We start from the raw sequence: 14,473 nt of genomic DNA on the forward strand, positions 1-14,473 counted from the left end.
AATAGGGAATGGGGAATAGGTAATAGGGAATAGGTAATAGGGAATAGGTAATAGGGAATAGGGAATAGGTAATAGGGAATAGGGAATAATTGTCAATTGTCAATTATCAATTCCCCTCTCCCCTGCTCCCCTGCTCCCCTGCTCCTTAACTCATCGAAGAGGCTTGAACGTCTGCTAAGGAAGGGGCTTCATAGAGGGGGATTTGTTCATCAATATTCCCCTCACAATCGGCCCAAATTAAAGACACTTGACAGACTTGTTGATTTTCTAACCGCACGAGGGAAAAATTACTCAGACGGTCACTTTGGGAGGGGTTAAATAGGGGGGTGCGGGTGCGAATGCGGGGAACCGAGGCGGCATTGAGATAAACAGTATGATGGCGTTTTTGAATGGGGGTGCGTAGGCGTGCTTTGGTGTGGCGTAGATGGTGGTGCATATGGCCGAAGGTGACGAGGGGGATTTTTTTGCCGATGGTTTGGGTATGTGCGATCGCCTCCGCCAAATCAGGATCGCCGAAATCCCCACCCAACGGTTGCCAATCCCGTCCACAAATATCCTCAGCGCGATCGCCTAAACCCAAAGGTCCATTATGAGCCAAAAAAATCACCGTCTCGCAAGCCGTCCCCTGAGCCGCCGCCATGATACACTGAGCCGACTGACGAAAATTCTCAATCCCGTAGCGTTCCCGATAAAAACGGTCATTTTTCCAATCCTGACCTCCCCAACTAAACGGACGACTCCCCACCACCGACACCCCCAACTGGGGGAAATCCCGTTTCCCAAAACCGACATGAGCCTCCCCCAGTAAGTCTAATTGGGCTTGTACCCGGTCTTCTAGACGATGATCATAGGGAGACTTCTTACGGCCCCATTCCGAGGCTGTGTACCACGCATCATGATTGCCCAAAATCGCCGCATAGGGAATCCGCAGTTGCGCAATCCGACCCACCACTTCGAGGGACTCATTGCCAAAATCCCCCACAAATAACGCCAAATCGACCCCCAAATGCTCTAGAGCCTCATTATCCTCCATTTCCCACTGCTCATGAATATCTCCAATCACCGCAATGGTTAAAGATTGAGGAACTCCTTGCCTAGACTGTAACCCGTGACTCATGTTGATCATGATTTTTCCCCCAGTGCATCGCCTCTCTACGCAAATCAAAATCCTAACGCATTCAGGGTGAAATTGTCCTGTTGTGGGGAGAGGGGGAATCAGGTTCGTAGTTGCGCTTGGGCGCCAAATTAGGTTCGTAGTTGCGCTTGGGCGCCAAATTAGGTTCGTAGTTGCGCTTGGGCGCCAAATCGGGAATCGGGAATCAGGAATCGGGAATCAGGAATCGGAAATAATTCTCAATTCCCTCTTCCCCCTCACCGATTAGGAGGGCGATTAGGCGGGGAACTAATCATCCCTTGTAACGTACCAATTAAGACAGACAGCGCCTTATCTTGGGCGGCTAACTTGGATTCTAGTTGCTGTAACTGGGTTTTGAGTGCGGCAATATCTTGAGTATTGGTGGTTAAATCTTCGGTCAAATTTTCGGGGATTTGAGTTTGGAGCGATCGCATCACCTGTTCAATTTCCCCTAAACGCGCTCCCTCAATCTGTTCAATACGCAACCGTTGAGTCGTTAACTCACCCTCATACAACGCCATTTGATGCTGGGCCTGTCTGAGATGAACCGTAGTCCAAGCTAAACCCGCACTGAAAGAGGCGATCGCACCCACCAACAGCCCCGTCAACCACCACAGCCGATTTTTCAGCCTCGTCAATTGCCGACCATAATAATCCGCATCAGACAACGAGACTAACTTTAACTCCCATAACTCTTGGGACAAATCATCCACCGTCTTCTCCCCCAAGGGAGGCGCTTCCCGCATTGCTGTAGGAATATAGGGTGCATTCGGTTTAAGACTCCGTCGCCGTTCCTCCAACGACAACAACTGAGGAGAGCGAGAACGATTTTCCCTCGACTCCTTAGACGGTAACGCCTCCAACTGGGACGGATGACGCGCCAACTCCGACAAAACCGCCACCACATCAGACACCGCCACATATTGCCCCAGATCCAATTGATGTTCCGTTAAATCCGGATCCATACCCTGTCTCGACCGATAGGTTTCCTCCTGAATTGCCATCTTGACCCCTTACCTTTTAAAAGTTTAACTATTCGACTCTTCGGAAGAATTACCCTGGGGTTCACCACGGAGTTGGTGACGACCATTACGAATCACCCGCAACATATCCGTCAATTGTTGTTCAATGCGAGTCAGTACCGCATCGGCATAATCATCCGCCCCATCTTGAATATCCTCACACTCATCAATCACCACCTGACGCATTTGCTCCAACTCCTGCATCGCCTGCATCCGCATCTGCTCAATTTCCCCCAGAGTTTGACGTTGCAACTCCTCACACTCTTGAGCCACCTGTTGGCGAATTTGGGCCGCCTCCATTTCTGCTTGACGGATAATCCCCATTTCATCCAACAGTTGAGCCGCCCTCACCTGAGCCGCCTCAATAATATCTTGAGCGTACTCCTCAGCTTGCAGTAGAATTTCTTCCTTTTGACGGAGAACCTCCACCGCCTCCTCAAAAGCGCGAGGGAGATTCATCCGGATTAAGTCCAGTTGATCTAACAACTGTTCCTCATCCACCACCGTTTTCCGAGTGAAGGGAATACGGGGATTGTCGAGGATTAACTCCTCTAAACGGTTTAACTCCGCCTGTACGTCAAATTCAACACCTTGATCAGAATTCACAATTTCCGGCTCGTTGTAGTCACTGAACTCATCGTACTCGACACTGCTCCGGGGGGGGTCTTGTTGTAGCATTGGTAGATATTATGAGCAACATTCTCGGGGACAAGGTGATCAATCGCGCCGCCAAACTGAGCGACTTCCTTCACCACACTACTACTTAAAAAACTATACTGGTTCGATGTCGCCAAAAAAACGGTTTCGATTTCGTCCATGAGGGTTTTATTAGTATGCGCCATCTGGAGTTCTTTCTCAAAATCCGATAGCACCCTCAGACCGCGCAATAAGGCTGTCGCCCCCTGTAATCGGGCATATTCTACCGTTAAGCCATCAAAACTGTCGATCTCAATATTGGGGATGTGTTGAGTACAGATCCGAATCTGCTCTATACGTTGACTGACGGGGAAAAGGGGCTTTTTGCTGGGATTGCAGAGGACAGCCACCACGACGGAATCAAATAATTTTGATCCACGTTCAATAATATCAAGGTGTCCTAGGGTAATGGGGTCAAAGCTACCGGGATAAATGGCTCTCACAGGGGTATTCTAGGGTAAATCGCGTACTTTGATCATTCTACCGCCCCTCGGTTGAGGGGGAGCAGCCTGCTTTTTCACCGAATCAATAAGATGGAAACACCCTTTTACGACCTGTTAATCCGCAATGGGAGACTGTTGGGAGAGTCCCAACTCATGAATATTGGCATTGTGGGGGGACAAATTAGCACCATTGCGCCCCATCTGCCCCACCAAGCGACGGAAACCATTGATGTACAAGGAAAGTTCGTCTCCGCGCCCTTTGTGGAGTCTCATGTCCATCTCGACTCAGCCCACACCGCTGGGGAGCCTCGTTGGAATGAAAGCGGCACTTTATTTGAGGGGATTCAAATTTGGGGCGATCGCAAACAAAATTTAACCCGAGAAGATGTCAAAGATCGCGCCCTCAAAACTCTGCGCCAACAGGCCAGCCAAGGGGTGTTATGGGTGCGTAGCCATGTAGACATCAGTGAACCGGGTTTAAACGCCTTAAAAGCCCTGCTAGAGGTGCGAGAAGCGGTTAAAAGTTGGATGACCCTACAAATTGTCGCTTTCCCCCAAGATGGCATTTATAGCCGCCCTGAGAATGAGCGATTATTAGAACAAGCCCTAGAGATGGGAGCCGATGTGGTGGGGGGGATTCCTCACTATGAACTGACGCGAGAAGATGGGGTGAAATCCGTTGAGCGGGTGTTTGAACTCGCTCAAAAATATGATTGTTTAATCGACTTCCATTGTGATGAAATTGACGATGATCAATCCCGTTTTTTAGAAGTCGTTTCCGCCTGTGCCATTCGGACAGGTTTAGGGGAAAAAGTTACGGCGAGTCATACCACAGCTTTTGGGTCTTATAATAACGCCTATGCTTATAAATTAATGGGCTTTTTAGACCGCAGTCAAATTAATTTTATTGCTAATCCTTTGATTAATATTACCCTACAAGGTCGGACGGACACCTATCCCAAACGGCGAGGCGTAACCCGAGTTAAGGAGCTTTGGCAACGGGGGTTAAATGTTAGTTTAGGCCATGATTGTATTCAAGATCCTTGGTACAGTTTGGGAACGGGAAATATGTTAGAAGTGGCAAACATGGCTGTTCATATTTGTCAAATGACCGGACGTTCTGAGATTAATGCTTGTTATGATATGGTGACAAAAAATGGGGCAAAAACTCTGAATTGTAGTGCAAGTTATGGGGTGGAAGTCGGGAAACCTGCCAATTTAATTGTTTTGGATGCGGAAAGTCCCTATGAGACGATTTGTAAACGGGCAACGGTGGTTTATGTGGTAGCTCAAGGCAAGTTATTAGCGACGACAACGGCTCCTCAAGTCAGGTGGTTAGGCTAATTTATGGTTCTAAAAATAGAGTATTAGGCAAAACTTTAAAGGGCTGATTCCGACTTTCCCATGAGCAAATTAATAAGTAAAGCTGCGTCTTGTAAAAATAGGCTTCTTCATAGGCAAGCCGTAAATTACGTTCAAGGCGACTGGGTTCAATATCAGCAGCTTGAGCAGAGCCAATTGCCTTACGCAAACCCAGAGATAATATTTCTACGAGGTGATGACCACAACAAACTTGCCAAGGATCATGGCTATCATTTTTTTGGGTGGTGAGACGTTGTTGTAAATCCTCATTTTTCAAAGAAAATGCTTGAGATTTATTCTTGACTTCTTGAATCAGTTTAGCTTCGTCAATTTTTAATGTTTGCTCATTAATAAATCGACTAAATATCAGTCCATTAAAACTTAAGTTTAATGCGTCCAGTTGAGAAATCCAGAGAAGATATCCAATCGGCATTCCAGCTTCAAGCAATGCTGTTCTAATATCTTGACCAAACTGAGCAAGCTTCTGCTCTGAACCTAATTCAGCCAATACTTTATCAAGAGCCAAAGATTGAAGTAACATTGTTTCTAAATCATGAGTATCTGTACCCAGCAGATTAGGGGTACTTTGTGAGGGAACTTGGATATGATCAAAATCCGCATCAACAACAGCTAAAATGCCTTGAAACTCTGAGCCTTCTAAGAGAATTAAAACCTCAATTACTCTCTGCTTACCCGGAATACTATTTGTGATAACTGTACAGTTTTTTTTGTCAATAAAGCGTTCATAAAAAACTTTATCGGAGCTGCCTTCAACTAATAGAAATGCACCGGAAAAAGTGCTACGACGTAACCGAATTGCATTAGCTTCACGGTCTGGAGAAAGATACTCCCTCATGGTTCTGGTCCCTTGAGTTCCACAGTCAAATCCCAACGATCTTGAATGATATCTGGGGAGTGAGTCGCCATTAAAATATCCAAATTTGCCAGTTTTGTAATTTCTTGCAGATCCTTTAAAAACTGGGCTTGCCATCCCACATGAAGGGATAGTTCAGGTTCATCAATTAACACGAGGGAATTCGGTTTAACTTTAAACAGCAATTCATAGAGTAAAACTAACTCATGCTGTTCGCCGGATGATAAATCCGTTGGGGAAAGAGTTTCGCAATTTGAGGTTGTGGGGCGATAACGGGTCTTAAAAATAAAGCCCTTTTCTTTATTGAAACTCATCTCTTTGTAAGAATAGGAAAACTTAGTATTGACGATTCTCCTTAACAGTTCAATTTTACGAGCAATTTCACTAAAAACGCTCAATTTTTTTTCTACGTCTTCAACATAAACAGACAAAATATTCTTAGTGCTTTCATCGATCAACTGTGGGTTAATTTGAAAGTCGGAGTTTTCGTCTTTATCTAATAAACCAACTTCTATGAGACGAGAGCGAGTTGCTTCGAGTTCATTCAGTTGATGGCGAAGTTGTTCATCTGTCACTTCAGGAGATGGTTGCTGTTGCACTACCCTAACCGGAAATGTTCGATCGAGAGACTGGGAAGTTGTACCATACTCAGCGAGTTTAGATTGAATCAGTTGCGCAATCTCTTCAGAGTAGGCGGAAACTGTGGGTAACATGGACGGGTTTCCATAGTATAATCGTGAGGAAGGACTGGAAACAAGGTTTAATAGCCTTTGAGACTCAATTAAGCGAAGATGAATGGCTTGCTTTAAGTTTTTTAGCCATTCAGGTTCTTCTCGTAATTTTGCTTTGGAGGGAAGAATATCCTCAAATCGCTCAATAACATCATTTAAAGAAAGGATCTCACCTGTGGTAAGATATCGCCAGCTTTTAGCTCCTACTCGGCGGATTTCGGGAATTATGTCATCTAAAATATCGATGGGAAAATCTAGATTAGCAGTGTTGTTTGTCGCTTTTAATAGAAAGGAAACTTTCTCTTTTTCCTGTTCGTAAAATTCGATTTTTATAGGTTCTTTTGTCTTAGCTTTTTGCACTCCTTCCGGGTTTTTCCAAATCTCAACATAGCTGCCATTATCGAAATCAACGCGGAATTTAGTAAATGGAATTGTTCTAAAGACTGAATACTGAGAGTTAAAGAAGCCATTGAGCATTCTTAGGATTGCTGTTTTACCAAATCCATTAGGCCCGTGAATGATTGTGATTCTTTCATGGGTGTTTAATGGAATAATATGGTCAAAAATTCCAAATAGTTCACTAACAGAGATTTGCTTAATTTTCATAGGTTTTGAATCAAAAGCCCTAGGTTTGCTAGCTTAAATGGTCATGATTCCTAAGTTTAATCAACGGCAATTTCAACGCGACGATTGCGTTGACGATTGACTTCTGTATTGTCTAATACGAGGGGGCGAGTTTGACCGTAACCAATGGCAACCCAACGGTAACGACCGCGTAATTCACTGGCTAAATATTGCCGGACGGTGTTGGCCAGTTGAAAGGAGAGTTCCCGACTTTCTTCTAGGGAGGTTTGGGAGTCGGTATGGGCGGCGATGCGGATGGTGGAGCGAGAATGAGGGCTGAGGTCGTTGATGATGCTGTCTAATAATAAACTGCCTTCGGGGGAAAGCTGGTTGTTGTCGTTGAATAAGACATCGTTGGGTAGGGTGACTTTGAGTTTGCGACCGGGGAGGGGGGGTAAGTTGCCGGGGAGGATGAGGGTGGGGATGGGGGCGGGAGGGGGAAGGGTTTGGGCTTTGTCTTGGAGGGATTGTAAGCGTTCGGGGAGGGTTTGGTTGAGGTTGGGGGAAATGCCAAGTTGGGTTTCAAGTTGGATGATGCGATCGCGAATTCGATTCCACTGTTGAGATAAGGCCATGATTTCCCCTTGAATCTGTTCCGGGGTGGGGGGGCGTTGGCTATCATCGAGGGGGGTTTCTTGGGGCAGACGACGGGGTTCTCCCCAACGAGTGACACCTTCCCACCACCGCAGAAGGACGGGTTTGGGGGCGGGGGGTTGGGGGTTGGCGATCGCAAAAATAATCCCTACAATAGCAGCAAGCCCTCCGGCCAACAGCAGCAACAGAACACGGACAGTAAACCCCGTCAATCCAGACCTTTGAGGCGGTTCGGGGCTATCGTCGAAGTCGGGATCAAATGGTTCAAAAGATTCGGTCACGGTTCGGTTTGTCCTTCTGGTGGGTGATTGTCTGGTTTCTTGCTGTACCTTAGCAAATTCTGTCCCCCTCTCGTTGAACCTTTTGACACTCTCAGGTCTAAAGACGCTGAGATTCTTGAATAGCCCAAAGATTAAGCTTCAAAGGCGTAGTCAAAACACCTCTACTGATTCCACTCAGGTCAAGCCCCAGTGTTACCGCTACCTTTCTTAGGATATTGGAAGCACCATTACAATCAGCGTTGATTAAAGAACCGTCTGCTGACTGAAACAATCCTCTTCTAATACGCTTACCTGAAGATTTCCATTCATCGGGTTTTTCACCATATACAGGAATTTCGTCAGCATCTAAAAAACTGGATTGAGAAGTATAGCTTTCTTCGGTTTCAACCAACTGAATACCGTATAAAGAACACAGTTGTTGAATCCTATCCTTCAATCTCCCTGTTGGGATTTGAACGAAACTTTGATTGTTTTTGTCCCCTAAGTTAACCTCCTGTTTTTGTCCTTGATTCCATCCAAAGACGATTGTTCCAATTTTGTTTTTTAGACAGTGATTAATCACCAGTTTAGCCGCTTTATTGATGGCGTCTCGCATTTGGCGATTCCGTTTCTCCGTCAACAAAGCTAGACGGTTAGACCAAAAGCCATTGGGCTTATCAGTCATTAATTTGGCAACTTGTTTGTTGTACCATTGGTTGATGGATTTTAGGCGTTTACCATCAATAATAAAATTAGTGCCAACAGTGCTTACTCCTGTCAACCAATTGTTGATGCCATGATCTAATCCTAGTGCGTGTAATTGATCAAGATGCGTCTCTATCGGTTCGGCAGTATAGACAAATTCAGCGTAAAAACACTTATTACGGGGCAGAACACGCAGTTCTTTGATTTTTTTGAAATCAAGATTAGAAGGCATGGGAACAAAAAACTCACTAAGTCCAAACCATGCTTTTGTTTGTCTGCCTAGTGGCAATCTTATCTGTCTGTCAACTAATTTTAGACAACGGCGGGGGAAGGAAACAACCTGATACCCACTTCTTCGATAATTCGGGATTCTAGGTCTTTGTTCTAGTTCACCATTCTTGAACTTTGAAAGCAATTTAGCAAAAGAGCTAATTGATTCTCCTACAGATAGGCAAGTTTGAACAGCCGCTTCAGAAGAGAGTGCCGAAAAGTGACGGTTTTTTCCCATTTCATTAACAAGATCAAACCCAGACACAAACCGATGACTCTTAAACCAGACCTGACGAGCGTAATAGACCGCACAGTTATGCAGTTTATTTGACTCAGAGCAGATATATAGCTAGTCCTAATGAGACGTGAACTGTGGGCTATTGTCCTAGTTGAATTGCAGGCGAACCTTTTTAGCACGACTCAGATAGGTTCGCTATATTCCAATACCCCCTTTAACTCTTTACTAGGGTGTAACAGGACTTGTTGTACCCCCATTACTTTTTTGGGCTTTGTCACTTGCTCGACCAATTTAGTTGACTACTCAAGCCTAAGAAATTACAGTTGATGTGTCAAGGATAATCGACGCTCCTCACCTTGTTATCAAGGCATTTAAGGGAAGGTCAAGTCATCATCTCAGCCAAGAATTTCCTCATTTATTGAAGTTACCTAGCCTGTGGACAAGTAGTTATTTCGTTAGCACAGCAGGTAATATTAGTAGTGAAACGGTCAAAAAATAGATCGAAGACCCTCATCATGCGATAAATTAAAAGAACACGGGGAATAAATTCCCCTGAGTCGTTTTTCCTCTCAGGTCTAAAGACACTGAGTTTCCAAACTCCCACCCTTTTCTTATGAGTCTAGCTACTCCTGCCAAAACGGTTGTTTTTGAAATGACCCATGTCTCCAAAACCTATCGCATGGGAGAAGTCACGGTAGAAGCCCTAAAAGATGTGAATTTAAACCTCCGAGAGGGGGAGTTAGTCGTATTATTGGGACCGTCGGGAAGTGGTAAGTCCACTCTGTTGAATATTTTGGGGGGGTTGGATACTCCCTCATCGGGGAAAGTCCGTTTTCGCGCTCGCGCAGCGTCTCGGAATGAGACTTACGATTTAACCTCGGCCAGTGAAGCGGCCTTAACTCGCTTTCGCCGGGAGTGTGTGGGTTTCGTCTTCCAATTTTATAATCTGATTCCGAGTTTAACGGCCCGGGAAAATGTCGCTCTCGTGACGGAAATTGCACCCCACCCCCTCCACCCTAAAGCGGCATTAGGATTAGTGGGCTTAGAACATCGGGTGGATCACTTTCCCGCTCAACTGTCGGGAGGAGAACAGCAACGAGTGGCGATCGCCCGGGCCATTGCTAAACGGCCTCAAGTCTTGCTCTGTGATGAACCGACTGGAGCGCTGGACTACCGCACCGGAAAGTTAGTTCTCCAAGTCATCGACCGCATTAACCGGGAACTCGGCACTACCACCGCCATTATTACCCACAATGCAGGGATTGCGGCAATGGCGGATCGGGTGATTCACATGAGAAGTGGCGAAATTACCCACATTGATGTCAACACCCAGAAAGTTCAGCCCGATGATCTAGAGTGGTAATTCCCGGGGGCAGGGAATTGATAATTGATAATTGATAATTATTTCCGACTCCCGACTGGGCGCCCAAGCGCAACTACGAACCTGACTCCTGATTGGGCGCTAAAGCGCAACTACGAACCTGATTCCCCCTCTCCTAACGGGGTGCGACTAGGGTTTCATGTTGAATCTGTGCGGAGGGGTGCAGAATGACCTGATCTCCCTCGGATACCCCCTCCCGAATGACGGCGGCAAATTCTCCCCGTTGTCCTACTTCGACGGGGGTTTTTACGGCTTTGCCTTCTTCCACCACAAAGGTACACCATGCTTGCTGTTCACAACGGAATAAGGCGCTAATGGGGAGGGTTAAAACATCTTGAGCATCCCAGACGACTATTTTGGCATCGACGCGGTAGCCATCCCCTAACTGGGGGGGAGGATTGAGGATATCTGCAATCACATTGACGCGCTGTTCTTCTACGCCTAAAGCGGATACCTTGGTAAAGGCGGATGGTTCAAGATAACGGACTTGGGCGGTGAGGGGTTGTTCTCCGCCCCAATGTTCTAAGATGATTTGGTTGCCGGGTTGAATGCGCACGGCATCACTGGAGAGGACATCAATCACCAGTTCTAATTGTCCGGTGTTGCCTAACTCAAGGATGGGAGTTCCGGCGGCAATGTGGCGATCGCTTTTTTCTAAAATGCGCAACACTTGACCGGATACGGGGGATTTAATCACTGTTTGTATGGCATCTTCGGTTAAGCGGGTGAGTTCGGCTTGTACGCTGGCAATTTGGGCATCATAGACCCGCAGTTGATAGTCTGGATCCCGTTGTTCGGCTTGTAAACGGGTGATTTCGGCTTGTTGGGCGGCGATATCGGTGGTAATGCGATCGCGCTCTCGTTCGGCAACGGTGACATCTTGGCGACGGGTATTTTCCGCTAGTTCGGCTTCTTCTAACTGTTGTCGGGGTAAGGCTCCACTGGTGACTAATCCGGCGATACGCTGACGATCTCGGGTGGCTTGGTCTAAATTGGCCTTGGCTTGTTCTACTCGGGCTTGGGCGGCTTGTTTTTGGGCTTCTAGGCCGCTAATTTGCGATCGCACCTGAGCCAGTTCTTCCTGTTTGGGGCGTAGGGTAGCCACTCCCTCCCGTTGGGCTTGAAGTTCCTGTAAGCGTGCTTGGGAGGATCTCACTTGGGATGTGAGGGGGAGGGGATCAATACGAGCAATAACTTGACCTTGTTGAATGCGATCGCCCTCATCCAGTTGCACCCGGCGCAAATTCCCCGCCACCGCAGCCGACACGGTATAACGAGATTGGAGGCGTGTTCTCCCCTCCGCATTCACTGTCACTTGTAAGGCATCTCGTTCCACCGTTGCTATATCTACCAACACCGGAGAGGGGCGCAACGCCACCCACACCGCCCCGATTAGCCCTACACCTCCCACGAGATACAGGACATTTCGGGTGAGATGCTTTAAGCGTTTTTTGCCCTGGGTGCTGTTGGTTTCTTCTTGGAATGTCGTTGGATTGGTTAAGGATTGACTCATGATCTTTTAGGTAATAGGTAATAGGTAATAGGTAATAGGTAATGGGTAATGGGGAATAGGTAATGGGGAATAGGTAATGGGTAATGGGGAATAGGTAATGGGGAATAGGTAATGGGTAATGGGGAATAGGTAATAGGTAATGGGGAACAATTATTAATTATTAATTTCCACCTTTTACTGTTCACTCTTATCACTCCCTTGTTTTCAAAACTTCAACTAAATTCAACCCGTTTAACTGCCTACGAATCAGAAACCCAGAAATAGCCGCAGCCAATAAAACCGTAATCGACGTAAAAATATAAGTAGACTGTTGAATCACCAAAGGAACGCGATACATTTCTGTGTTATAAGCCATCGACATTAACGCCGAGAGACTATAACCAAAAACCATCCCCACAGGAATAGCTAAGACAATTAAAATCGCCTGTTCTCCTAACAAAATAAACGCCACCTCACGACGAGAAAAACCGATAATTCGTAAACTAGCTAACTCCCGACTGCGTTCAGACAGAGCAATGCGCGCCGAATTATAAACCACGCTAAACGTAATAATCACGGCAAACACTACTAATACACCAGTAAATACCTTCAGGTTTTGACCACTAATTTTCTCAAAACTATTTAACATTGATTCTCGCGTAGAAATCCCTCCCACGCCCGGCATTTGTTTCAATTGTTCATAAAGAGAGTTAAGAAACTTTGCATCAACCGATAAATAAGCCCCGGAAACTGTTGCCCCTTCCTGCATAAATTCATGTAATGCCGTAATATCCATATAGGCATTAAGCCCCACCATTTCCTCAACAAAACCCACCACCGGAATTTCTCGCACCGGGCGACTTCCTTCTAATACTTCCACCGTCAGAATATCACCGATTTTGAGATGGAGAATTTCCCCTAACTTTTGGGTCATAACGACCCCCTGACTAGGTAAACGGACGGGTCTTAATTGGTCATCTAATAAACGGCGGAATTGGCCTTGGGGATCAATACCAGTGAGGCCCAAACGATACTGATAATGCTCATGACGGAGACGTGCTGGCACGGAACGAAAAGTTTCTGACTGTAACACCCCTTGCAATTGGGCGATTTCGTGGCGAGTGCGTGCTGGACGAGGTTCCGTGAAAACAATGGTCATATCCTCCCGTTGCACTTGACGAAACTGTACATCCATCAGGTGGTTCAAGGCATCGCTTAAGTAATTACCTGTCATGAGAATGGCCACCGCTACCGCTACCCCAAAGATAGAGAGCGCCGCTTGAATGGGTTTCCGTTCCAAGTTGCGCAGAATAATGCGCCCACTGGGGGAAAATAGCCCCTGTAAGCCCAGTTGCTCAATAATGGTGGGTTTATACTCCGTGGGGGGTTCCGGGCGCATGGCGACGGCAGGAGGCAGGGCAGCGGCACGATAGACCGGGATAATCCCCCCCAGAATGGCGGCGATCGCACTAATAGCAATAGCCCCCAAAATCAGGCGAGAATCAGCGTGATAGGTGAGAATCGGAAAACGAAAATACTCGGCATAGAGTTCCGTTAAGCCTTTCCCTAACCATAATCCCGCTAAAGTCCCCAAAATGGATCCGCCCAGAATGATGATCAGGACAAACTTAAGATAGTGCGCCCCAATACTCATAAAACCGTAGCCAAAGGCTTTAAGTACCCCGATTTGTTCCCGTTGAGTCCCCACTAAACGGGAAAGGACGATATTGAGGAGGAAAGCGGCAATGGCCAAAAAGATCGTCGGTAACATCGTAGCCGTGACTTCCAAGCTAGTGATCTCGTCGGAGATAATGCGATGGGATAATTGATCCGAACGTCCATAGGCCCCCAAACTGCCATAGCCTTCTAGAATATGATCCACTTGGTTGATCACCTCCACCTCCCGCGCTTGTGGGCTGAGAGTGAGGGTAATATTATTAAACGCCCCGTCCATATTGAAGGCACTCCCTAGGGCATCCCGACTGATCCACAACAGACCAAAACTTTTACTATCGGGGTAAATATCCGCCCCTCCCCGTACTTCGTAAATATATTCAGGGGAGAGGGCAATTCCGACAATTTGTAACTGTTGCCAGCGCCCGTTAATCACCGCCCCAATTTTATCCCCAATCTGGAGATCATTGGCTTCGGCAAAGGCTTCACTAATTAGGATTTCATCTCCTCGATTGGGGGCAATATAGCGACCTTGGCTAATATGAATATTATTTAAACGGGGATGTTGTTGGGGAGGAATGGAAATTAAGCGTCCGGTGGCGGGTTCTAGGCGATCGGGTAAGTTTAAGTTAACATCCACTACAATCCGGGTTTCTGTTTGGGCAACTCCGGGTATATCCTGAATCCTTGCTTCTAAGGAGTTGGGGGCGCGTTTGACACTGGCGAAAATCTCGGCAAAATGGTAACGGTCGTAATAGGTGTTTTGGGTGAGTTGGAGGGAGTTGTAAGCACTTTGAGCCATGACAAAGCAAGCAATCCCACAAGCAACTACTAACGCAATGGCTAGGGCTTGCCCCCACAATCGTCCTAAATCCCGGAATAGTTTACGGTCTAGTGCTTGCATCACTCCTCAAGTATCAGGCCTTGTCCCCATTCTGACAATTCAGCCCTAGGAGTTGGCACTTTTGAGCA

11 protein-coding genes and 2 pseudogenes are annotated in these 14,473 nt (G+C 46.6%); 3 read left to right on the top strand and 10 right to left on the bottom strand.

What is annotated here, in order from left to right; all coding sequences use genetic code 11:
* Nucleotides 1-145: 145 nt before the first annotated feature.
* The 4 genes from K4A83_RS05970 to coaD all read right to left on the bottom strand — a co-directional run bounded on the left by K4A83_RS05970 (nucleotide 146) and on the right by coaD (nucleotide 3,296).
* Entirely contained in the window at nucleotides 146-1,126 is a 981-nt protein-coding gene (locus tag K4A83_RS05970; RefSeq protein WP_407809876.1) for a TIGR04168 family protein, read from the bottom strand.
* Between the two features lie 245 nt (nucleotides 1,127-1,371).
* Nucleotides 1,372-2,139, bottom strand: coding sequence for a hypothetical protein (locus K4A83_RS05975; protein WP_265263536.1), 768 nt, complete (start codon nucleotides 2,137-2,139; stop codon nucleotides 1,372-1,374).
* A gap of 24 nt (nucleotides 2,140-2,163) precedes the next feature.
* Nucleotides 2,164-2,835, bottom strand: coding sequence for an ATP synthase F0 subunit B (locus K4A83_RS05980; RefSeq protein ID WP_456154565.1), 672 nt, complete (start codon nucleotides 2,833-2,835; stop codon nucleotides 2,164-2,166).
* Nucleotides 2,760-3,296 (bottom strand): pantetheine-phosphate adenylyltransferase, encoded by a 537-nt coding sequence (coaD, locus tag K4A83_RS05985; protein WP_265263538.1) that lies wholly within the window; start codon nucleotides 3,294-3,296, stop codon nucleotides 2,760-2,762. Before coaD ends, K4A83_RS05980 begins: the two co-directional genes overlap by 76 nt.
* A gap of 90 nt (nucleotides 3,297-3,386) precedes the next feature.
* Between coaD and codA the strand changes: the two genes are divergently transcribed.
* The gene (gene codA, locus K4A83_RS05990; RefSeq protein WP_265263539.1) at nucleotides 3,387-4,640 is read left to right on the top strand and encodes a cytosine deaminase; all 1,254 of its coding nucleotides are present in this window, start codon (nucleotides 3,387-3,389) and stop codon (nucleotides 4,638-4,640) included.
* Nucleotide 4,641: 1 nt separating this feature from the next.
* Here codA and K4A83_RS05995 read toward each other — a convergent pair whose 3' ends face one another.
* From K4A83_RS05995 to K4A83_RS06010, 4 genes and pseudogenes are all read right to left on the bottom strand, one after another.
* A complete protein-coding gene (locus tag K4A83_RS05995) occupies nucleotides 4,642-5,514 on the bottom strand; it encodes a DUF4435 domain-containing protein (protein WP_265263540.1) in 873 nt (290 codons plus the stop codon).
* A complete protein-coding gene (locus tag K4A83_RS06000; RefSeq protein WP_265263541.1) occupies nucleotides 5,511-6,869 on the bottom strand; it encodes an AAA family ATPase in 1,359 nt (452 codons plus the stop codon). Before K4A83_RS06000 ends, K4A83_RS05995 begins: the two co-directional genes overlap by 4 nt.
* A gap of 56 nt (nucleotides 6,870-6,925) precedes the next feature.
* Entirely contained in the window at nucleotides 6,926-7,762 is an 837-nt protein-coding gene (locus K4A83_RS06005; protein ID WP_265263542.1) for an OmpA family protein, read from the bottom strand.
* A gap of 97 nt (nucleotides 7,763-7,859) precedes the next feature.
* A pseudogene (locus tag K4A83_RS06010) lies at nucleotides 7,860-9,062 on the bottom strand (RNA-guided endonuclease InsQ/TnpB family protein); the annotation flags it as partial.
* 238 nt (nucleotides 9,063-9,300) lie between these two features.
* Between K4A83_RS06010 and K4A83_RS06015 the strand changes: the two are divergent.
* Nucleotides 9,301-9,453 (top strand): annotated as a pseudogene (locus tag K4A83_RS06015) (transposase); the annotation flags it as partial.
* A gap of 114 nt (nucleotides 9,454-9,567) precedes the next feature.
* Nucleotides 9,568-10,317: an ABC transporter ATP-binding protein gene (locus tag K4A83_RS06020; protein WP_265263543.1), complete on the top strand. Its 750-nt coding sequence runs from the start codon at nucleotides 9,568-9,570 to the stop codon at nucleotides 10,315-10,317.
* A gap of 133 nt (nucleotides 10,318-10,450) precedes the next feature.
* Here K4A83_RS06020 and K4A83_RS06025 read toward each other — a convergent pair whose 3' ends face one another.
* Nucleotides 10,451-11,848, bottom strand: coding sequence for an efflux RND transporter periplasmic adaptor subunit (locus K4A83_RS06025; protein ID WP_265263544.1), 1,398 nt, complete (start codon nucleotides 11,846-11,848; stop codon nucleotides 10,451-10,453).
* A gap of 190 nt (nucleotides 11,849-12,038) precedes the next feature.
* The gene (locus tag K4A83_RS06030) at nucleotides 12,039-14,405 is read right to left on the bottom strand and encodes an ABC transporter permease (RefSeq protein WP_265263545.1); all 2,367 of its coding nucleotides are present in this window, start codon (nucleotides 14,403-14,405) and stop codon (nucleotides 12,039-12,041) included.
* Nucleotides 14,406-14,473: the final 68 nt, after the last annotated feature.

It is taken from the genome of Spirulina subsalsa FACHB-351 (assembly GCF_026130165.1).
Lineage (GTDB): Bacteria > Cyanobacteriota > Cyanobacteriia > Cyanobacteriales > Spirulinaceae > Spirulina_A > Spirulina_A subsalsa_A.